The organism is Terrimesophilobacter mesophilus (assembly GCF_014200375.1).
Taxonomy (GTDB): domain Bacteria; phylum Actinomycetota; class Actinomycetes; order Actinomycetales; family Microbacteriaceae; genus Terrimesophilobacter; species Terrimesophilobacter mesophilus.
In genome coordinates, this window is the sequence record NZ_JACHBP010000001.1 from 961,596 (window position 1) to 977,724 (window position 16,129).

Annotated in this window: 16 protein-coding genes; 8 read left to right on the plus strand and 8 right to left on the minus strand. The window is 67.9% G+C overall.

Annotation, left to right across the window (positions count from 1 at the left end; all coding sequences use genetic code 11):
• Positions 1–29: 29 nt before the first annotated feature.
• The 5 genes from BKA04_RS04730 (at position 30) to BKA04_RS04750 (ending at position 5,246) form a co-directional block, all read left to right on the plus strand.
• The gene (locus tag BKA04_RS04730; RefSeq protein WP_104095377.1) at positions 30–860 is read left to right on the plus strand and encodes a purine-nucleoside phosphorylase; all 831 of its coding nucleotides are present in this window, start codon (positions 30–32) and stop codon (positions 858–860) included.
• Positions 860–2,602, plus strand: coding sequence for a phospho-sugar mutase (locus BKA04_RS04735; protein WP_232841962.1), 1,743 nt, complete (start codon positions 860–862; stop codon positions 2,600–2,602). The genes BKA04_RS04730 and BKA04_RS04735 overlap by 1 nt, the downstream gene beginning before the upstream one ends.
• Positions 2,603–2,646: 44 nt before the next feature.
• Positions 2,647–3,900, plus strand: coding sequence for a serine/threonine-protein kinase (locus BKA04_RS04740; RefSeq protein ID WP_104095378.1), 1,254 nt, complete (start codon positions 2,647–2,649; stop codon positions 3,898–3,900).
• 71 nt (positions 3,901–3,971) lie between these two features.
• Positions 3,972–4,349: a hypothetical protein gene (locus BKA04_RS04745; RefSeq protein ID WP_104095379.1), complete on the plus strand. Its 378-nt coding sequence runs from the start codon at positions 3,972–3,974 to the stop codon at positions 4,347–4,349.
• 36 nt (positions 4,350–4,385) lie between these two features.
• On the plus strand, positions 4,386–5,246 hold the full coding sequence (locus BKA04_RS04750; protein WP_104095380.1) for an alanyl-tRNA editing protein: 861 nt from the start codon (positions 4,386–4,388) through the stop codon (positions 5,244–5,246).
• Positions 5,247–5,266: 20 nt separating this feature from the next.
• Here BKA04_RS04750 and BKA04_RS04755 read toward each other — a convergent pair whose 3' ends face one another.
• The 7 genes from BKA04_RS04755 to BKA04_RS04785 form a co-directional block, all read right to left on the minus strand.
• A complete protein-coding gene (locus BKA04_RS04755; RefSeq protein ID WP_198413293.1) occupies positions 5,267–6,082 on the minus strand; it encodes an enoyl-CoA hydratase/isomerase family protein in 816 nt (271 codons plus the stop codon).
• A gap of 1 nt (position 6,083) precedes the next feature.
• Positions 6,084–7,313 carry a CaiB/BaiF CoA transferase family protein gene (locus BKA04_RS04760; protein ID WP_104095382.1) on the minus strand — a complete coding sequence of 410 codons (1,230 nt, stop codon included), beginning with the start codon at positions 7,311–7,313 and terminating at the stop codon, positions 6,084–6,086.
• A 2-nt stretch (positions 7,314–7,315) separates the two neighbouring features.
• On the minus strand, positions 7,316–8,755 hold the full coding sequence (locus tag BKA04_RS04765; RefSeq protein ID WP_198413333.1) for an aldehyde dehydrogenase family protein: 1,440 nt from the start codon (positions 8,753–8,755) through the stop codon (positions 7,316–7,318).
• A 94-nt stretch (positions 8,756–8,849) separates the two neighbouring features.
• A complete protein-coding gene (locus BKA04_RS04770; protein ID WP_104095384.1) occupies positions 8,850–9,626 on the minus strand; it encodes an enoyl-CoA hydratase in 777 nt (258 codons plus the stop codon).
• Complete coding sequence (gene mmsB / locus BKA04_RS04775) at positions 9,623–10,534, minus strand: 3-hydroxyisobutyrate dehydrogenase (protein ID WP_104095385.1); 912 nt, start codon at positions 10,532–10,534, stop codon at positions 9,623–9,625. The genes BKA04_RS04770 and mmsB overlap by 4 nt, the downstream gene beginning before the upstream one ends.
• 3 nt (positions 10,535–10,537) lie before the next feature.
• Positions 10,538–11,599 (minus strand): enoyl-CoA hydratase/isomerase family protein, encoded by a 1,062-nt coding sequence (locus BKA04_RS04780; protein WP_104095386.1) that lies wholly within the window; start codon positions 11,597–11,599, stop codon positions 10,538–10,540.
• A 60-nt stretch (positions 11,600–11,659) separates the two neighbouring features.
• A complete protein-coding gene (locus BKA04_RS04785) occupies positions 11,660–12,796 on the minus strand; it encodes an acyl-CoA dehydrogenase family protein (protein ID WP_104095387.1) in 1,137 nt (378 codons plus the stop codon).
• Between the two features lie 129 nt (positions 12,797–12,925).
• Here BKA04_RS04785 and BKA04_RS04790 point away from each other — a divergent pair, with 129 nt between their 5' ends.
• From BKA04_RS04790 to BKA04_RS04800, 3 genes are read left to right on the plus strand one after another with little or no spacing between them, the layout of a single operon-like run.
• Positions 12,926–13,714: an electron transfer flavoprotein subunit beta/FixA family protein gene (locus tag BKA04_RS04790; protein WP_267898937.1), complete on the plus strand. Its 789-nt coding sequence runs from the start codon at positions 12,926–12,928 to the stop codon at positions 13,712–13,714.
• A 10-nt stretch (positions 13,715–13,724) separates the two neighbouring features.
• Positions 13,725–14,681, plus strand: coding sequence for an electron transfer flavoprotein subunit alpha/FixB family protein (locus BKA04_RS04795; RefSeq protein ID WP_104095389.1), 957 nt, complete (start codon positions 13,725–13,727; stop codon positions 14,679–14,681).
• Positions 14,678–15,598 (plus strand): cytochrome b/b6 domain-containing protein, encoded by a 921-nt coding sequence (locus BKA04_RS04800; RefSeq protein ID WP_104095390.1) that lies wholly within the window; start codon positions 14,678–14,680, stop codon positions 15,596–15,598. The genes BKA04_RS04795 and BKA04_RS04800 overlap by 4 nt, the downstream gene beginning before the upstream one ends.
• Before the next feature lie 42 nt (positions 15,599–15,640).
• Here the strand turns inward: BKA04_RS04800 and BKA04_RS04805 are convergent, their stop codons facing one another.
• Positions 15,641–16,072: a VOC family protein gene (locus BKA04_RS04805; protein ID WP_104095391.1), complete on the minus strand. Its 432-nt coding sequence runs from the start codon at positions 16,070–16,072 to the stop codon at positions 15,641–15,643.
• Positions 16,073–16,129 lie beyond the last annotated feature (57 nt).

Genomic DNA, 16,129 nt, shown 5'->3' on the forward strand with positions numbered 1-16,129 from the left:
GTGCGGCCAGTGCAAATTAGAGTGGTGGCATGACGAACCACACCAACCCGCTCGACGACCCCGCGGCCGACCCGTTCGCCGTTGCGGCGAACGCCGCAGTACAGATCGCCGAGAAGACCGGCGTCCAGCGCCACGACATCGCCCTCACGCTCGGAAGCGGCTGGGCGAAGGCGGCCGACCTCATCGGTGAGACGACGGCGACGATTCCCGCGACGGAGATCGACGGCTTCAGCAAGCCGGCGCTGGAGGGACACACCGGGTCGCTGCGCTCGATCCTGCTGCCGAACGGAAAGCGCGCCCTCGTGATCGGCGCGCGCACCCACTATTACGAGGGCCACGGCGTCCGCAGGGTCGTGCACAGCGTGCGCACCGCGGCCGCCACGGGCGCGAAGATCATGATCCTCACGAACGGTGCCGGCGGCATCCGGGAGACCTGGAACCCGGGCACCCCCGTGCTCATCAGCGACCACATCAACCTCACGGCCACCTCCCCGCTCGAGGGCGCGACCTTCGTCGACCTGACCGACCTGTACTCCCGCCGCCTGCGCGACCTCGCCCGCACGATCGATGCGAGCCTCGACGACGGCGTCTACTGCCAGTTCCGCGGTCCGAACTATGAGACGCCGGCGGAGGTGCAGATGGCGAAGGCCATGGGCGGCCACATCGTCGGGATGTCCACGGCACTCGAGGCGATCGCCGCGCGCCAGTCCGGCATGGAGATTCTCGGGATGTCGCTCATCACGAACCTCGCCGCCGGCATCCAGAAGACCCCGCTCAGCCACGAGGAAGTCATCGACGCGGGCAAGGCGGCCGAACCGGTGATCAGTGCGCTGCTCGCGAAGATCGTTGCGGAGCTCTAGTGGGCGAGCCAGAAGTGGGCGGCCCAGAAATCGGAAGCACCGACACGAGCGTTCTGGATGCCGCGAAGACCTGGCGCGACCAGGATCCGGACGACGAGACGCGCACTGAACTCGACGCCATCATCTCCGAGGCCGAGACCGGCTCGGCATCCGCCCTGGCGGACCTGCACTCGCGCTTCGATCTCCGGCTCGAATTCGGCACCGCCGGACTGCGGGGAGAGCTCGCAGCCGGCCCCAACCGGATGAACCGGGTCCTGGTCGCGCAGGCGGCCGCAGGGCTCGCCGCGTTCCTCCTGGCGCGCGAGTCGAGCCCGAGCGTCGTGATCGGTTACGACGGACGCAAGAACTCGCACATCTTCGCGACCGACACGGCCGAGCTCATGGCCGGCGCCGGCGTTCGCGCGATCATCCTGCCTCGCCTCCTGCCGACCCCCGTGCTCGCCTTCGCGGTGCGGCACCTCGACGTGAGCGCCGGGGTGATGGTCACGGCGAGCCACAATCCGCCGAACGACAACGGCTACAAGGTGTACCTGGGCGGTACGGACAACGGCTCCCAGATCGTCCCGCCGTCGGATGCCGAGATCGAGGCGCAGATCGTCCGGGTCGCCGAAACCCGGCGGGTGCCCGACCTGCCGCGGTCGACCGACTACGAGACGGCAGGCGAAGACGTGCTCGACGAATACGTGCGGCAGACGGCGTCGCTCGTGAGCGCGCCGGCAGCTGCCCCGCGATTCGTCTACACGGCCATGCACGGGGTCGGCTGGGAAACCGCACGGCGCGTGTTCGCCGACTCCGGATTCGGAGTACCGGTAGTCGTTCCAGAGCAGATCGAACCGGATGCCGCGTTCCCCACCGTCGCGTTCCCGAACCCCGAGGAGCCCGGCGCTCTCGACCTCGCCTTCCGCACAGCGACGGAAGCCGGCGTCGACCTCATCGTCGCGAACGACCCGGATGCCGACCGTCTCGCAGTCGCCGTACCCGATGGGTCAGGTGGGTGGCGCCGCCTCTCCGGAAACGAGGTCGGCTGGCTTCTCGGCTGGCGGGCCGCCGAGAGGCTTCAGTCGGCCGGCGAATCGGTCGCGGCCGTCGGCGGCGACGCGGCGAGTTGCGTGAACGGGGCGCTCGCAGCGTCCATCGTCAGCTCTCCCGCACTCGCCGAGATCGCGCACCAGTACCACCTCGACTACGCGGACACCCTCACCGGATTCAAGTGGATCTCGCGCGTGCCCGACCTCGCCTTCGGCTATGAGGAGGCGCTCGGCTACCTCGTCGACCCGCGGAAGGTCCGCGACAAGGACGGCATCTCGGCCGCCGTGGAGTTCCTCTCCATCGTCGCCGAACTGAAAGCGGCCGGCCGCACGATCGACGACCACGAGCTCGACTTCGCCGCGCGTTTCGGCGCGTTCGCCTCGGGCCAGGTGTCGGTGCGCGTGATGGAGCTCGCCGATATCCCCCGGATCATGGCACGGTTGCGTGAGCACCCGCCGACCCATCTCGGCACTGTCGCCGTGACCGCGATCGACGACTTCGCGGAGGGCTTCGGCAGCTTCCCGCCGAGCGACATCCTGCGCATCCATCTCGAGGACGGCTCGCGGGTTATCGTGCGTCCGAGTGGTACCGAGCCCAAAGTCAAGGTCTATCTGGACGCCTCGAGCACCGACGGAACCGCAGTCGAACGGATCGCCGCCGCCCAGACGGCCGTCGACGCCCTCGACGCAGCTGTGAGACCGCTGCTGGGCTGACCCTCAGTCGCTGTGGTTATCATGCCAAGGCGAGGGAGGTTCCCATGCCGGAACGTGGAGCTCCGAAGGTTCGGAAGGTTTCACCGACGGTGCCAGAGGATGCGGTCATCGGCAGGGTGCTCGGCGGCCGCTACCGGGTCACCGCCCTGATCGGGCGTGGCGGAATGGCGCCCGTGTATCGCGCAGCCGACGAACAGCTCCCGCGCGAGGTCGCCGTCAAGCTCATGTTTCCCGGCACCGCCGACCCGGAAGAACTGGGTCGCCAGCGCAACGAGATCGACACGCTCGCCTCGCTCAACCACCCCGCGCTTGTCACCCTGCTCGACGCGGGTGTCGAACAGACGCCGGCCGGGGATCGGGCGTTCATCGTGATGGAACTCGTCGACGGCCCGAACCTGCGAGAGGCCGTCGCAGAGAACCTTACGCAGGAGCAGGTGGCGCATATCGGCGCCGACATCGCGGAAACCCTGCACTACATGCACGCAAGAGGTATCGTGCATCGCGACATCAAGCCGGCAAACATTCTCCTGGCACCCTCAGGGGTTCCGCATCGGCGGTTCCATGCCAAGCTCACGGATCTCGGGATCGCGAAACTGCTGGACGGCAATTCCCTGACATCGACGGGCCTCGTCGTCGGAACGGCCGACTACCTCAGCCCTGAGCAGGCGAGCGGCGCCACCGCCGGTGCGGCATCCGACATCTATTCCCTCGGCCTCGTGCTGCTGGAAACGCTGACCGGCGAAAAGGCGTTTCCCGGGACGACCGCTGAGACGTTGGGCGCGCGCCTCGTCACCCAGCCGACTGTTCCCGATTCGCTCGGGACTGCCTGGACCACCCTGCTCATGAGGATGACCGCGCTCGATCCCGAGGAGCGGGCAGACGCGCTCGAGGTCGCCCTCGCCGCGAGGAGCATCGCTGACGCGAAAGCCGATGACCCTGCGGAGGCGATGCTGGATCGCACCCTGGTGTACCCGGTGAGCCTCACCGCGACAACCGAGGTGATCGGCAGACCAGCCGTCACCGAACCTCCGATTGACGTCGGACCGGCACGCGAAAGCACAGCCGTGCCGCCGGGGAGTAAGAAGGATTCCCCGATCCGGGCCGCATCGCGGCGGGGCGCGCGGAACCGGCTCATCGGCGTCACCGTGGCAGTCGCGGTCGTCGCCGGCGTCGGCGCCGGCGTCGCGGGGATGCTCATGGCGACCGCAGAGCCACCGACGTCGACGCCCTCCTACCCACCCGTCGAGGGAGTCCTGGGCGAACATCTCCAGCAGCTCCAGGACAGCGTGGCGCCATGAGACGGGGGTCCATGGGACGAGGGTGCCTGAGTCGAGGGTGCCTGGGACGAGGGTGCCTGAGAGGAGGGTGGATGAGACGGGCGACCGCCGCAGGTGCAGCCCTGCTGCTCCTTGCCGGTGCGCTCAGCGGGTGCGCCCCTTCCGGCCAGCAGCTCGACGCGGGTTCCGCAAGGCAGTTACAGGCCTCCGTACTCGCCGTAACGACAGCAGCCGCCGCAGGGGACTACTCCGAGGCGATCGCCGCTCTCGATACGCTCGAGGAGCAGTTGACGGAGGGGACGGCATCCGGTGCCATCGACTCAGGCCGCAGCGCACGCATCCAGGCGTCGATCGACCTCGTGCGGGCGGACCTGGCCGCCGCTGAGCCGCAACCCAGCCCCACGCCGGACAAGCCGGGCAAAACGGATCCCGGGCCGAAGAAGGGCCCTCCCGGCAAGGACAAGCCGTAGCGCGGTCCCGATCCTCCGGCAGGAGAGAATGGTGACATGGTTCTTCCCACCACAGGCACCGTCGTCAGTTACCCGACCGGCTCGACAGAGGGCACCGGAACAGTCCTGCACGTCGAGCCCGTCGGCGAGCGATTCGCCGTGCTGCTGGATGTCACACCGTGCCACCCGGTCGATGCGGGGTGGCCTGACCAGGGCGCCGACCGCGCGACGCTCACCTGGAACGGCGGTTCCGCGGAGGTCGTGGACTGTGTCGTGGCGGCGACCGACGGCTCAGCGCTTCACCTCGGCCGCGACATCCCGGTGCGCAAGGGGACCGAGGGGTGGACCTTCGTCGTCGCCCACCTCGTCACCGAAGCCCCTCCGGTCGGCATCGTCGTCACGGTGGAGGTGGACGAGAAGTACCGCAAGGCGATCTCGCTCGGCCACACCGGATGCCACCTCGCGTCCCTCGCCCTGAACCGGGCCATGGCCGAGCGCTGGTCGAAGGAGGTCTCCCTCGACGCTCTCGGCTCGCCGAACTTCGACGCGGAGGCCAACGACGCGTCGCGCATCCTCGAACGCGGTTCCCTCGACACCTATCGGCTCGGCAAGTCCCTGCGCAAGAAGGGCTTCCGCGCGGATGGCCTCGGGGACGACCTCCCGGGGATCGAGGATGCCGTCAACGGCGAACTCGACGCCTGGATCTCGGAGGATGCGCCCGTTCGCATCGACTGCGACGGCGAGAGGCTCACCGACCGCCGGTCCTGGGTGTGCGACCTTGCCGACGGTGAAGCGCGCATTTCCTGCGGCGGCACCCATGCCACGCGGCTCGGCGAGCTGAAGTCGCTGCGGGCGACGCTCACCCTCGACGATGTCGATGGGACACCGGTCCTGACGATGCGCACCGCCCAGGCCTGACCGGCGCGCGAGGCCCGCGATCAAGGCGTGCCGGAACCCCAGGTGAACTCCGGCGGCCGCTTGCCGAGGAACGCCGCGACGCCGATCGCCCTGTCCCCGGATGGCGTGGCCAGCCAGCGCGCGACGGCCTCGGCGACACCGTCCCCGCCCGCCGCGACGGCATCCACGATCTCTTTCGTCGCCCGGATCGAGAACTGGGACCGGCTCACGATGAGGGAGGCGAACGCACCCACCGCATCCCAGAACCCCTCAGCCGGCAGGACCTTCGTCACGAGCCCCCAGGCCGCCGCGGTCTGCGGCGAGACGAGTTCGCCGGAGAACAGGAGGTGCTTCGCGACCGCCGGGCCGGCGATCGCGACGAGCCGCTCGATCCCGGAACGCGGGTAGACGATGCCGAGGCGGGATGGTGTGACACCGAACGTCGAGCGATCGGAGCAGATGCGCAGGTCGCACGCCCCTGCGAGCTCCCATCCGCCCCCGACGCAGTGCCCGTCGATCGCGGCGATCGTAGGCTTCGGGAACGCGGCGAGGGCATCCTCGGCCTCCGTCATCACTCCGCCGTCGGACTCGCCCGTGAGGATCGCGTCGAGGTCGCCGATGTCGGCCCCCGCGGAGAAGTCCGCGCCCGCACCGCGTACGACGAGCACGGTCACCCCGGGGTCGTCGGCGAGCTCGGCGAGAACCGGTGCGAACTGCGCCCACATCGCGGCCGTGAGCGCATTGCGCTTGCCTGCGTGGTCGATCGTGATCGTCGCGATATCGCCCGACCGTGAGACCGTGAGCCTGCCGCCCGCACTGTCCGCCTTCTGGTCCGGTTCGGTGTTCGCGGCAACCACGTCACGCCCCCGAGTCTTCGCGGGCGGAGACCACACCTGCATCCACGAGGCCCTGCACCTGGGCATCGGTGAGTCCGAGCTCCTCGAGGACGGCGCGCGTGTCCTCGCCGAGAGCGGGCGGTGCCTTGCGGATGCGCGGTGCGGCGCCGTCGATCGAGATGGGTCCCCGCAGCAGCGGCAGGTCGCTGCCATCCGCGCGGGTCACATGCTGGACCATGTCGAGGTGCTTGACCTGGGCATCCTCGAACACCTGCCCGAAGGTGTAGATCGGGCCGGTCGGGATGCGCGCCGCGCGGAACAACTCGACCCACTCGATGCCCTGCCGTGCCACCAGCAGCGCCTCCAGCCGATCCTTCAGTTGTCCGCGGTGCGCCGTGCGGAGCTTGCCGGTGGCCAGCTGCGGATCCTCGGCGAGCGACGCGTCGCCGACGAGCCCGCAGAGGTCGCGCCACTGCTTCTCATTGCCGACCGCGATGATGATCGGGATGTCCGCGGTCGCGAACACCCCGTATGGTGCGAGCACCGGGTGATCGTTGCCCTGCGGCTCCGGCACGACACCCGTGCTGAGGAAGCGCTGCCCCTGGAACACCGAGATCGCGAGCGCGGCCTCGAGCAGCGACGTGGCGACCGTGTGCCCGCGGCCGGTGCGCTCCCGGTCGAGGAGGGATGCGAGGATGCCGACCGTGGTGAACAGACCGGAAAAGATGTCGATCACCGGGATGCCGACGCGATACAGGTTGTCCGCATCCTTGCCGGTCACCGACATGAGGCCCGACATCCCCTGCGCCACCTGGTCGAGCCCGGCGGTCTGGCTGAGCGGCCCGGTCGCTCCGAAGCCGCTCACCGAGGCGACGACGAGTCCCGGCTTCTCGGCGAGCAGGGCATCCGGGTCGAGCCCGAGGTCGGCCATGACGCCGGGGCGGAAGTTCTCGATCACGACATCCGAGGCGAGCGCCATGCGCTTCAGCAGCGCCCGACCCTCCTCGCTGTAGAAGTCGACGGCGATCGAGGACTTCCCGCGGTTCGTGGAGTCGTAGTACAGGCTGTGGTCGCCGTCGAACGGCGGCCATCCGCGCGTGGAGTCACCGCCCTTGATCGACTCGACCTTCGTGATCGTCGCCCCGAGGTCGGAGAGGATCGCGGTCGCATACGGCCCCGCGAGAGCGCGGGTCAGATCGAGCACGGTGATCCCGGCGAGGGGAAGCGCCGACTCTGTCGCGTCGTGGGGCACGGTCAGGCCCGCAGCCGCACGTTGACCTGCTTGATCTGGGTGAAGCCCTCGAGCATCCCCTCGAGGGATGCCTCGCGCCCCATACCGGACTGCTTGTAGCCGCCGTACGACTGTCCGGCGACCTGTCCTCCACCCTGGTTCACCTGCACCCAACCGGCTTCGAGACGGTGGGCGGTATTGAGCGCGTTGTCGAGGTTGTGGCTCCAGACGAACGCGGCGAGACCGTAGTGGGAATCGTTGGCCATGCGCACGACGTCGTCGACATCCTTCCACGGGATGGCGACGAGCACCGGGCCGAAGATCTCCTCGCGCGCGAGGCGGAAATCGTTCCTGCCGCCCGAGAAGATCGTGGGCAGGTGGTAGTACCCCTCGGTGAGCGGGCCGTCGCTGGGGGCAGTGCCTCCGAGCGCAACGGTCATCTCCTTGTTCTCGCGGCCCTCGACGAGGTACCCGTCGATGGCATCGAACTGCTTCTGGTTGATGACGGCGCCCATGTCGGATGCCTCATCCAGCGGGTCGCCCACCGTGAGCGATCCGAGCTTGTCGACGAGAGAGCCGAGAACCTCGTCGTAGATGTCCTCGTGCAGGAACAGACGGGACCCTGCAGTGCAGCTCTGGCCCTGACGGGTGAACCGGCTCGCGAGCAGCAGGCCGTCGAGGAGCTGGTCGTCCACGCCGTCCGGGAACACGATGTTCGGGTTCTTGCCGCCGAGCTCGAGCGACATGTGGGCGAGGCGCTGCCCGGCCTGCCGCGCAACCGTACGGCCGACCTCCGTCGACCCGGTGAAGGAGACCTTGTCGACGTCCGGATGGTCGGCGAGGGCCGATCCGATGAGGCTCCCGCGCCCGGTGAGGGCGTTCAGGACGCCCTTCGGCAGGAACTGGTTGCAGACGGCGGCGAGCAGGAGGATCGTGAGCGGAGCGTCATCCGCCGCCTTCAGCACGACGGTGTTCCCCGCGGCGAGCGCTGCTGGGACCTTGAACCCGGCGATCATGAGCGGGGAGTTCCACGGGAGGATCGCGGCGACGACGCCGAGGGGCTCACGGCGCGTGTATTGCAGCTGGTTGTCGCCGGCCGGCAGCGTGACACCCTTGACCTCGCCCGCGACTCCGGCGAAGTAGCGGAACAGTGAGACGAGCGATGTGACCTCCGGCCGCGCCTGCGTGCGCAGCGCGTTGCCGGTGTCGAGCGAGGTGAGTCGCGCGAAATCGTCCGCGCGCGCCTCGATCTCATCGGCGATCTGAAGGAGGGCGCGGGCCCTCTCGGAGAAGTGCGTCGACCGCCAGGCCGGGAACGCCGCCTTCGCTGCGGCGACCGCGAGGTTGACATCCTCCACGCCGGATGCGGGAACGCGCGTGATGACCGTCCCTCGACGCGCAGGGTTCTGCACGTCACGCCACTCGCCCGTGACCGACGCGACCGGTTCTCCGTTGATCCACATGGGCTGGTCGGGGCCCGTGAAGGTTGAGTGAGTGTCAACGGCGCCGCTCTGCACGAATTCCATGCTGTGCGCCACTTCCTTTGCCATCGTCGTCCTATCGATTCTTGAATTCGGGATCGCGCTTCTCGACGAACGCGCTCATCCCCTCTTTCTGGTCCTCCGTCGCGAAGGTCGCATGGAAGACGCGCCGCTCGAACCGGATGCCGCTCTCCAGCATCGTCTCGTACGCCGCGTTCACGACTTCTTTCGCCATCATCGTGATCGGAAGTGACAGTGATCCAATCGTAGCCGCGGTGGACATCGCCTCATCGAGCACGGCGTCGGCGGGCACGACGCGGGAGACGAGTCCTGCGCGCTCCGCCTCCACGGCATCCATGGTGCGGCCGGTCAGGATGAGGTCCATCGCCCTGGCCTTCCCGATCGCCCGGGTGAGGCGCTGCGAGCCTCCCATTCCCGGGATCACGCCCAGCTTGATCTCCGGCTGGCCGAACTTCGCGGTGTCTCCGGCGATGATGATGTCGCACATCATCGCGAGCTCACATCCTCCCCCGAGTGCGTAGCCGGAGACGGCGGCGATGATCGGGGTGCGCACGGCGGTGAACCTGCTCCAGCCGGAGAACCAGTCCGCCGCGTACATCTCCACGTAGTCGTTGTCGACCATTTCCTTGATGTCCGCCCCGGCCGCGAACGCCTTGCCGGCGCCGGTGATGACGATCGCGCCGATTCCGGTGTCCGCATCCAGGTCGGATGCTGCGGCCACGAGTTCCCGCATGAGCTCGAGATTCAGGGCGTTGAGCGCATCCGGCCGGTTGAGCGTGATGAGCCCGACCCGATCACGGCGTTCCACGGTGATGGTCTTCCAGTCGGTCATGCGGATGCCCCCTCCTTCACGTTTGCCGAGCGCTCGCGGATGGTGTTGATGATGGCTGAGAAGTCGAGACCAGCGCCCCCCTCGTCCGCGAAGTGGCGGTAGAGGTCGGCGGCGAGCGTTCCCATGCGCGCATCCGTACCCGTCGACTCGAGGGCCGCGAGGGCGAGGCCGAGATCCTTCGCCATGAGCTGGCCCGCGAATCCGGGCTGGTAGTCGCGGTTTGCCGGGCTGTTCGGAACCGGGCCGGGCACAGGGCAGTTCGTGGTGAGCGCCCAGCACTGGCCGGATGCCGTGGACGATACGTCGAAGAGCGCCTGGTTGCTGAGGCCCAGCTTCTCACCGAGCACGAACGCCTCGCTCACCGCAATCATCGAGACGCCGAGGATCATGTTGTTGCAGATCTTCGCCGCCTGGCCTGCGCCGGACCCGCCGCAGTGCACGACCCTGCCGCCCATGACCTGCAGGAGCGGCTCGGCCTCGGCGAAGTCGGAGTCCTCCGCACCGACCATGAAGGTGAGCGTTCCGGCCTCCGCACCCATGACCCCGCCGGAGACGGGGGCGTCCATGCCCCTGTGCCCGGCGGCGAGTGCGAGTTCTCGGGCCGCACGCGCGCTGTCCACATCGATCGTCGACGAGTCGATGAAGAGGGTTCCCGGTTTCGCGGCGGCGAGAAGCCCCCCGCCGTAGACGTCGATGACCTGCTGGCCGTGCAGGAGCATCGTGATGACGATGTCCGCGTCCGCCGCCGCCGCAGGCCCGCTCGCCGCGACGGTGACCCCGTTGCCGCGGGCGGCATCCAGCGCCGGCGGCGCGACATCGAAACCGATGACCGTGTGCCCGGCCTTCACGAGGTTCGCGGCCATCGGGCCGCCCATGTGTCCGAGGCCGATGAAGGCGACTGTCGTCATGATCTACTCCTGTCCTGCGCGGGCCGAGAGCCCGAGTTCTTCTGCTCCGCGGTCTGCGAAGTAGACGTCGATGTCGGAACGCGACACCTCGGAGAGGCTCGCAGGATTCCAGCGCGGCATCCGATCCTTGTCGATGACCTGCGCCCGGATGCCCTCGATGAGCTCTGTGCCGGCCAGGAACGTCGTAGAGACGCGGTAGTCCTGGTCGAGCACGTTCTCGAGCGATGACATCCGGCCCGCGCGCCTCACCGCCTCGAGGGTCACGCTCACGCCGGTCGGCGACTTCGTGAGGATGACGGATGCCGCTGCGCGCGCATCCGGGTTCGTCGACGCCGACAACCGCTCGACGATCGACACCGGGTCGTCCGCCGAGTAGCAGTCGTCGATCCACTGTCGCTGCGCGAGAAGGGCGGATGCCGGGGGCTCCGTTGCGACCGCCGCGATCGCACTCGCCGCGGGCGTGGTCTCGAGCGCCGTCGCGAGTGCCGGGAGCCAGTCGGAGGGAACGTAATGATCGGCGAACCCGAGCGCGACGGCATCCGCCCCTGAGCCCATCCCGCCGGTGAGCCCCAGGTGAGTACCGAGTTCTCCCGGCGCGCGGGAAAGGAGCCATGCGCCGCCGACATCCGGGGCGAATCCGATGCCGACCTCCGGCATTCCGAAGCGCGTGCGCTCGGTGACGATGCGGGCGTTGCCGTGCGCGGACACGCCGATGCCGCCACCCAGCACGACCCCGTCCATGACCGCGACGTAGGGCTTCGGATAGCGCGCGATGCGGGCGTTGAGCCGGTATTCGTCCCGCCAGAACGCTCGGCTGCCATCTCCCCCGGCGAGCGCGTCGTGGTACATGCCGACGATGTCGCCGCCTGCGCACAGGCCGCGCTCCCCTGCGCCCGTGAGAAGCACCGTCTCCACGGAGTCGTCGTGCTCCCATTCGTCCAGCGCACGCGAGATCGTCAGGACCATGGTCCGGGTGAGGGCGTTCATCACCTGCGGTCGATTGAGCACGAGGTGTCCGAGTGCGCCTCGAACCTCGACAAGGACTTCGTCGTCCGCGTGCTCCATCACTCCTCCGGTCAACTCATGGGAGACATCCGTTGGTCCGCTTCGCCAGCGCCCAACGAGTCAGCGGCCGACGAGACTGCGACCCACGATGAGCCGCATGATCTCGTTCGTCCCCTCCAGGATCTGGTGCACCCGAAGGTCGCGAACGATGCGTTCGAGGCCGTACTCCGTGAGATAACCGTATCCCCCGTGCAATTGGATGGCACTGTTGGCGACCGCGAAGCCCGCGTCGGTCGCCACCCGCTTGGCCATCGCGCAGAGGCGAACCTTGTCGGCATCGTCGCTGTCGAGAGCGTTCGCCGCGCGCGCCAGCAGTGTGCGCGCCGACTCGAGCTGCGTGTCCATGTCGGCGAGCTCGAAGAGGATCGACTGCTGGGCGACGAGCGGTTTGCCGAACGCGACCCTGGTCTTCACATACTCGACGGCCTGGTCGAGCGCGGCCTGGCCACCGCCGATCGAGCATGCTCCGATGTTCAGGCGGCCGCCGTTGAGCCCGTTCATCGCGATGCCGAAGCCGTCGCCCTCTTCGGCGAGTCGGTTCGCGACGGGAACCCGGACATCCTCGAACACCACGGCGCGCGTCGGCTGCGCGTGCCAGCCCATCTTCTTCTCCGGTGGGCCGAAGGAGAGGCCCGGCGTGCCATCCGGGACGAGGATGGCCGTCACCCCGCCGCTTCCGGTGTCGGCTGTGCGCGTCATGACGACGTAGATGGCCGACGTGCCCGCGCCGGAGATGAACTGTTTCGTGCCGTTGATGACGTAGTCGTCACCATCGCGTACGGCGCGCGTGCTGAGCGCAGCGGCATCCGACCCTGCGCCGGGCTCGGTGAGGCAGTAGCTGCCTAGCCGTTCCATCGTGGCGAGGGAGGGAATCCATTCCTCGCGCTGGGCTGGGGTGCCGTAGGCGTCGATCATCCAGGCGACCATGTTGTGGATGGAGATGTACGCGGCGATCGTCGGGTCGCCCTTCGCGAGCTCCTCGAAGATGAGAATGGCGTCGGCTCGGCTGAGACCGGCACCGCCGAACTCCTCGCGCGAGTACATCGCACCCATGCCGAGTTCGCCGGCCTTCCTCAGCACCTCGACGGGGAAGTGATGGGTCTCGTCCCACTCCGCGGCCTTCGGGGCGAGGGACTCGGTCGAGAACTGCCGAACCATGTCGACCAGGGCCTGTTGGTCTTCGCTGATGGGGTACACGCAGAAACCTCTCGTCGCCGGGATGCGGAGAGCACGCTTCCGGCATCGTACAATTTAGTAGGACATCCAACTATATCGCCTTGTGGATACCGTCAAGAGAATCGCAGCTCCAGTGCAAACAATGGTGGAATGGTAGGCATGATCAAGATCGCAGTGCTCGTGAAGGAAGTGCCCGACACGTGGAGCGACCGGCGGATCGATCCGGGGACGAAGCGCGTGGACCGTGACGGCGACGTCGTGATCGATGAGATCAACGAGAAGGCGGTCGAGGCGGCGCTCCAGGTCAAGGAGTCCGGCGGTGGCGAGGTGACGGCGGTCACGATGGGTCCGAAGAACGCCCTGGATGCCGTGCGCAAGGCCCTCGCGATGGGCGCTGATGCGGGCATCCACATCATCGACGAAGCCCTCGGGGGTTCGGATGCCCTCCAGACCTCCGCCGCGCTGGCCGCTGCACTCGGATCCCGCGGCTTCGACCTCGTCATCGCCGGCAACGAGTCGACAGACGGCCGCACCGCCGCCGTCCCCGCCATGCTCGCCGAACGCCTCGGGCTCTCCCAGGCGACATTCCTGCGCACGCTCACGGTGAAGGATGGAACGGTGACGGGCGAGCGGATGACCGATGACGGCCACGTGGAGGTCCGCGCCTCGCTTCCTGCCCTCGTCTCGGTGACCGAGCAGATCGCCGAAGCGCGGTTCCCCAACTTCAAGGGCATCATGGCCGCGAAGAAGAAGCCGGTCGAGACACTCGGACTTGCGGAGCTGGGGATCGCTGCCGGTGACGCGGGCGGTGCGAACTCGTGGTCCGTCGTGGAGACGGTGGCCGCGAAACCGCCTCGCGAGGGCGGAACGATCATCAAGGACGACGGCACTGCGGGCCAGAAACTCGCCGACTACCTCGCCTCGGCGAAACTGATCTAGGGGAACTGACATGTCACAGGTACTCGTTCTCGTCGAACTGGCCGGGGGAAAGCCGGCCGAATCCACTCGCGAACTGCTCGCGGCGGCCGCGGTTCTCGGCGAGCCGGCCGCTGTCGTCGCGTCAGGCTCTGCCAAGGAGCTCGCCGCAGAGCTCGGCAGGCTCGGAGCCGAAACCGTCTACGCATCATCCGCCGAGGGGGCAGACTCGCTCCTGGTGACCCCTCAGGTCGCCGCACTCGCGGCCGCGGTCGAGGCCGCACAGCCGTCCGCCGTGATCGTGGGATCGAGCCCGGATTCCCGGGAGGCAGGAGCCCGCCTCGCTGTGCGCGTCGGCGGCGCATATCAGAGCGATGTCATCGGGCTCGAAGCGGATGGCACCGTCGCGCAGCAGGCGTTCGGCGGTGCGTTCAACATCACCGCGAGCGCGGCGAAGGGCATCCCGGTGATCTCGCTGCGGTCGAACTCGATCGACGGCGCTGCCGCGGCGGCATCCGGAACCCTCGTGCAACTGGATGTGTCCGGCGACACGGCGCCCACGACGGAGATCGTCTCGCGGCACCAGCAGACGGCCGCGTCGGAGCGGCCGAGCCTGAAGGCCGCGAACATCGTCGTCTCCGGTGGTCGCGGTCTCGGCTCGAAGGAGAAGTTCGTGCTCGTCGAAGAGCTCGCGGACCTGCTGGGCGCGGCGCTCGGCGCCTCGCGCGCCGCTGTGGATGCCGGCTACTGCGAGCACAACCTGCAGGTCGGCCAGACCGGAACGACCGTCTCACCGAACCTCTACATCGCGGTGGGGATCTCCGGCGCCATCCAGCACCTCGCCGGCATGCAGAGCTCGAAGACGATCGTGGCGATCAACAAGGACGAGAATTCTCCCATCTTCGACATCGCCGACTTCGGCATCGTCGGCGACCTGTTCACGGTTGTCCCGCAGTTCATGGATGCGGTCAAGGCAAGGAAGAACGGATGACGCTGGCTGCCTTCCGCGAGAGCCGCTGGTTCCGGCTGGTCTGGATCATCCCGGTACTCATCGTCCTGGCGGCGATCGTCGTCGGCATCGCGATGTGGCTTCGGAGCCTGTCCGGCATGCAGTCCTTCATGACCACCTATCCGGGGCGCAGCGACCTGCCGGAGGGGACGCCGGTGGGCTTCCCGGCCTGGCTCGCCTGGCAGCACTTCTTCAACGCGTTCTTCATCCTGTTCGTGATCCGCTCCGGATGGCTCATCCGCACGACGAAGCGGCCGGCCGCCTATTGGACCCGCAATAACACGGGGATCCTGCGCACGAAGGGCGAACCGCAGCGGATCAGCATCCACCAGTGGTTCCACATCAGCGTCGACGCGCTGTGGCTCGTCAACGGCATCGTGTTCTACGTGCTCATCTTCGTCACGGGGCAGTGGGCGCGCATCGTTCCGACGAGCTGGGACATCTTCCCGAACGCGCTCTCCGCGGGGATCCAGTACGCGTCACTGAACTGGCCACTCGAGATGGGCTGGGTCAACTACAACGCGCTTCAGGTGCTCACCTACTTCGTGACCGTGTTCATCGCAGCGCCGCTCGCCGTGATCACCGGTTTGCGGATGACGCCGGGGCTCGCCGCGCGCTGGAAGCCGTTCGAGCGGGTCTACCCCGTCCGGCTCGCGCGACTCCTCCACTTCCCGATCATGATCTACTTCGTGCTCTTCATCGTCGTACACGTGTTCCTCGTGCTCACGACAGGAGCGCTCAACAACCTCAACCACATGTACGCCGTGCGCGACGACCAGTCGTGGTGGGGCTTCGGCATCTTCGTGGCGTCGCTCGTGGTCATGGCTGTCGCATGGGTCGCCGCGAAGCCCTCGATCCTCGCCATGATCGCGGGGCTCAGCGGAAAGGTGCGGCGGTAGTCGCGCTCGCTTTTCGCGTCGGCGGTGCAGCCGCCGCGCCGATCAGCCCGCAGTGCTTCCCGCGGTACCGATGCTCACCATCCAGTGCGTGCCGAACCGGTCGGTGAGCATCCCAAACTGGTCGCCCCAGGGGGCCGTGTCCAGCGGCATGGTGATGTCTGCGCCATCCTGAAGCCGCTCCCAGTAGCCGCGAAGCTCGGCGTCGTCAGTGCTTCGTCCGCTGAGCGAGATCGAGATCGTGCTGCCCGGCTGGTAGTTCATCGTCTTCGTGGAGTCCGAGGCCATGATCGTCAGGCCGTTCGAGGTGTCGAGCTGGCTGTGCATCACGAGATCCTGCTCATCGACATCCTCACTCGCGTGGAAGTCGCCGAATGTGCTGACGCTGAGCTCGCCTCCGAAAACGGATTTATAGAACTCCATCGCCTCGCGAGCATTGTCTCGGAAGCTGAGGTAGGGGTTCAGAAGCGTGGTCATGGTGGATTCCTCCGTCCGTCGATCCCAACATTATGAGCCACAAACCTCCGGATTGGG

What these genes read in the sequence shown, in the direction of transcription:
- BKA04_RS04730 (WP_104095377.1), top strand. Translation starts at nt 30, where the DNA reads ATGACGAACCACACCAACCCGCTCGACGACCCCGCGGCCGACCCGTTC.
- BKA04_RS04740 (WP_104095378.1), top strand. Translation starts at nt 2,647, where the DNA reads ATGCCGGAACGTGGAGCTCCGAAGGTTCGGAAGGTTTCACCGACGGTG.
- BKA04_RS04745 (WP_104095379.1), top strand. Translation starts at nt 3,972, where the DNA reads ATGAGACGGGCGACCGCCGCAGGTGCAGCCCTGCTGCTCCTTGCCGGT.
- BKA04_RS04750 (WP_104095380.1), top strand. Translation starts at nt 4,386, where the DNA reads ATGGTTCTTCCCACCACAGGCACCGTCGTCAGTTACCCGACCGGCTCG.
- BKA04_RS04765 (WP_198413333.1), bottom strand. Translation starts at nt 8,755, where the DNA reads ATGTGGATCAACGGAGAACCGGTCGCGTCGGTCACGGGCGAGTGGCGT.
- BKA04_RS04770 (WP_104095384.1), bottom strand. Translation starts at nt 9,626, where the DNA reads ATGACCGACTGGAAGACCATCACCGTGGAACGCCGTGATCGGGTCGGG.
- mmsB (WP_104095385.1), bottom strand. Translation starts at nt 10,534, where the DNA reads ATGACGACAGTCGCCTTCATCGGCCTCGGACACATGGGCGGCCCGATG.
- BKA04_RS04780 (WP_104095386.1), bottom strand. Translation starts at nt 11,599, where the DNA reads ATGGAGCACGCGGACGACGAAGTCCTTGTCGAGGTTCGAGGCGCACTC.
- BKA04_RS04790 (WP_267898937.1), top strand. Translation starts at nt 12,926, where the DNA reads ATGGTAGGCATGATCAAGATCGCAGTGCTCGTGAAGGAAGTGCCCGAC.
- BKA04_RS04795 (WP_104095389.1), top strand. Translation starts at nt 13,725, where the DNA reads ATGTCACAGGTACTCGTTCTCGTCGAACTGGCCGGGGGAAAGCCGGCC.
- BKA04_RS04800 (WP_104095390.1), top strand. Translation starts at nt 14,678, where the DNA reads ATGACGCTGGCTGCCTTCCGCGAGAGCCGCTGGTTCCGGCTGGTCTGG.
- BKA04_RS04805 (WP_104095391.1), bottom strand. Translation starts at nt 16,072, where the DNA reads ATGACCACGCTTCTGAACCCCTACCTCAGCTTCCGAGACAATGCTCGC.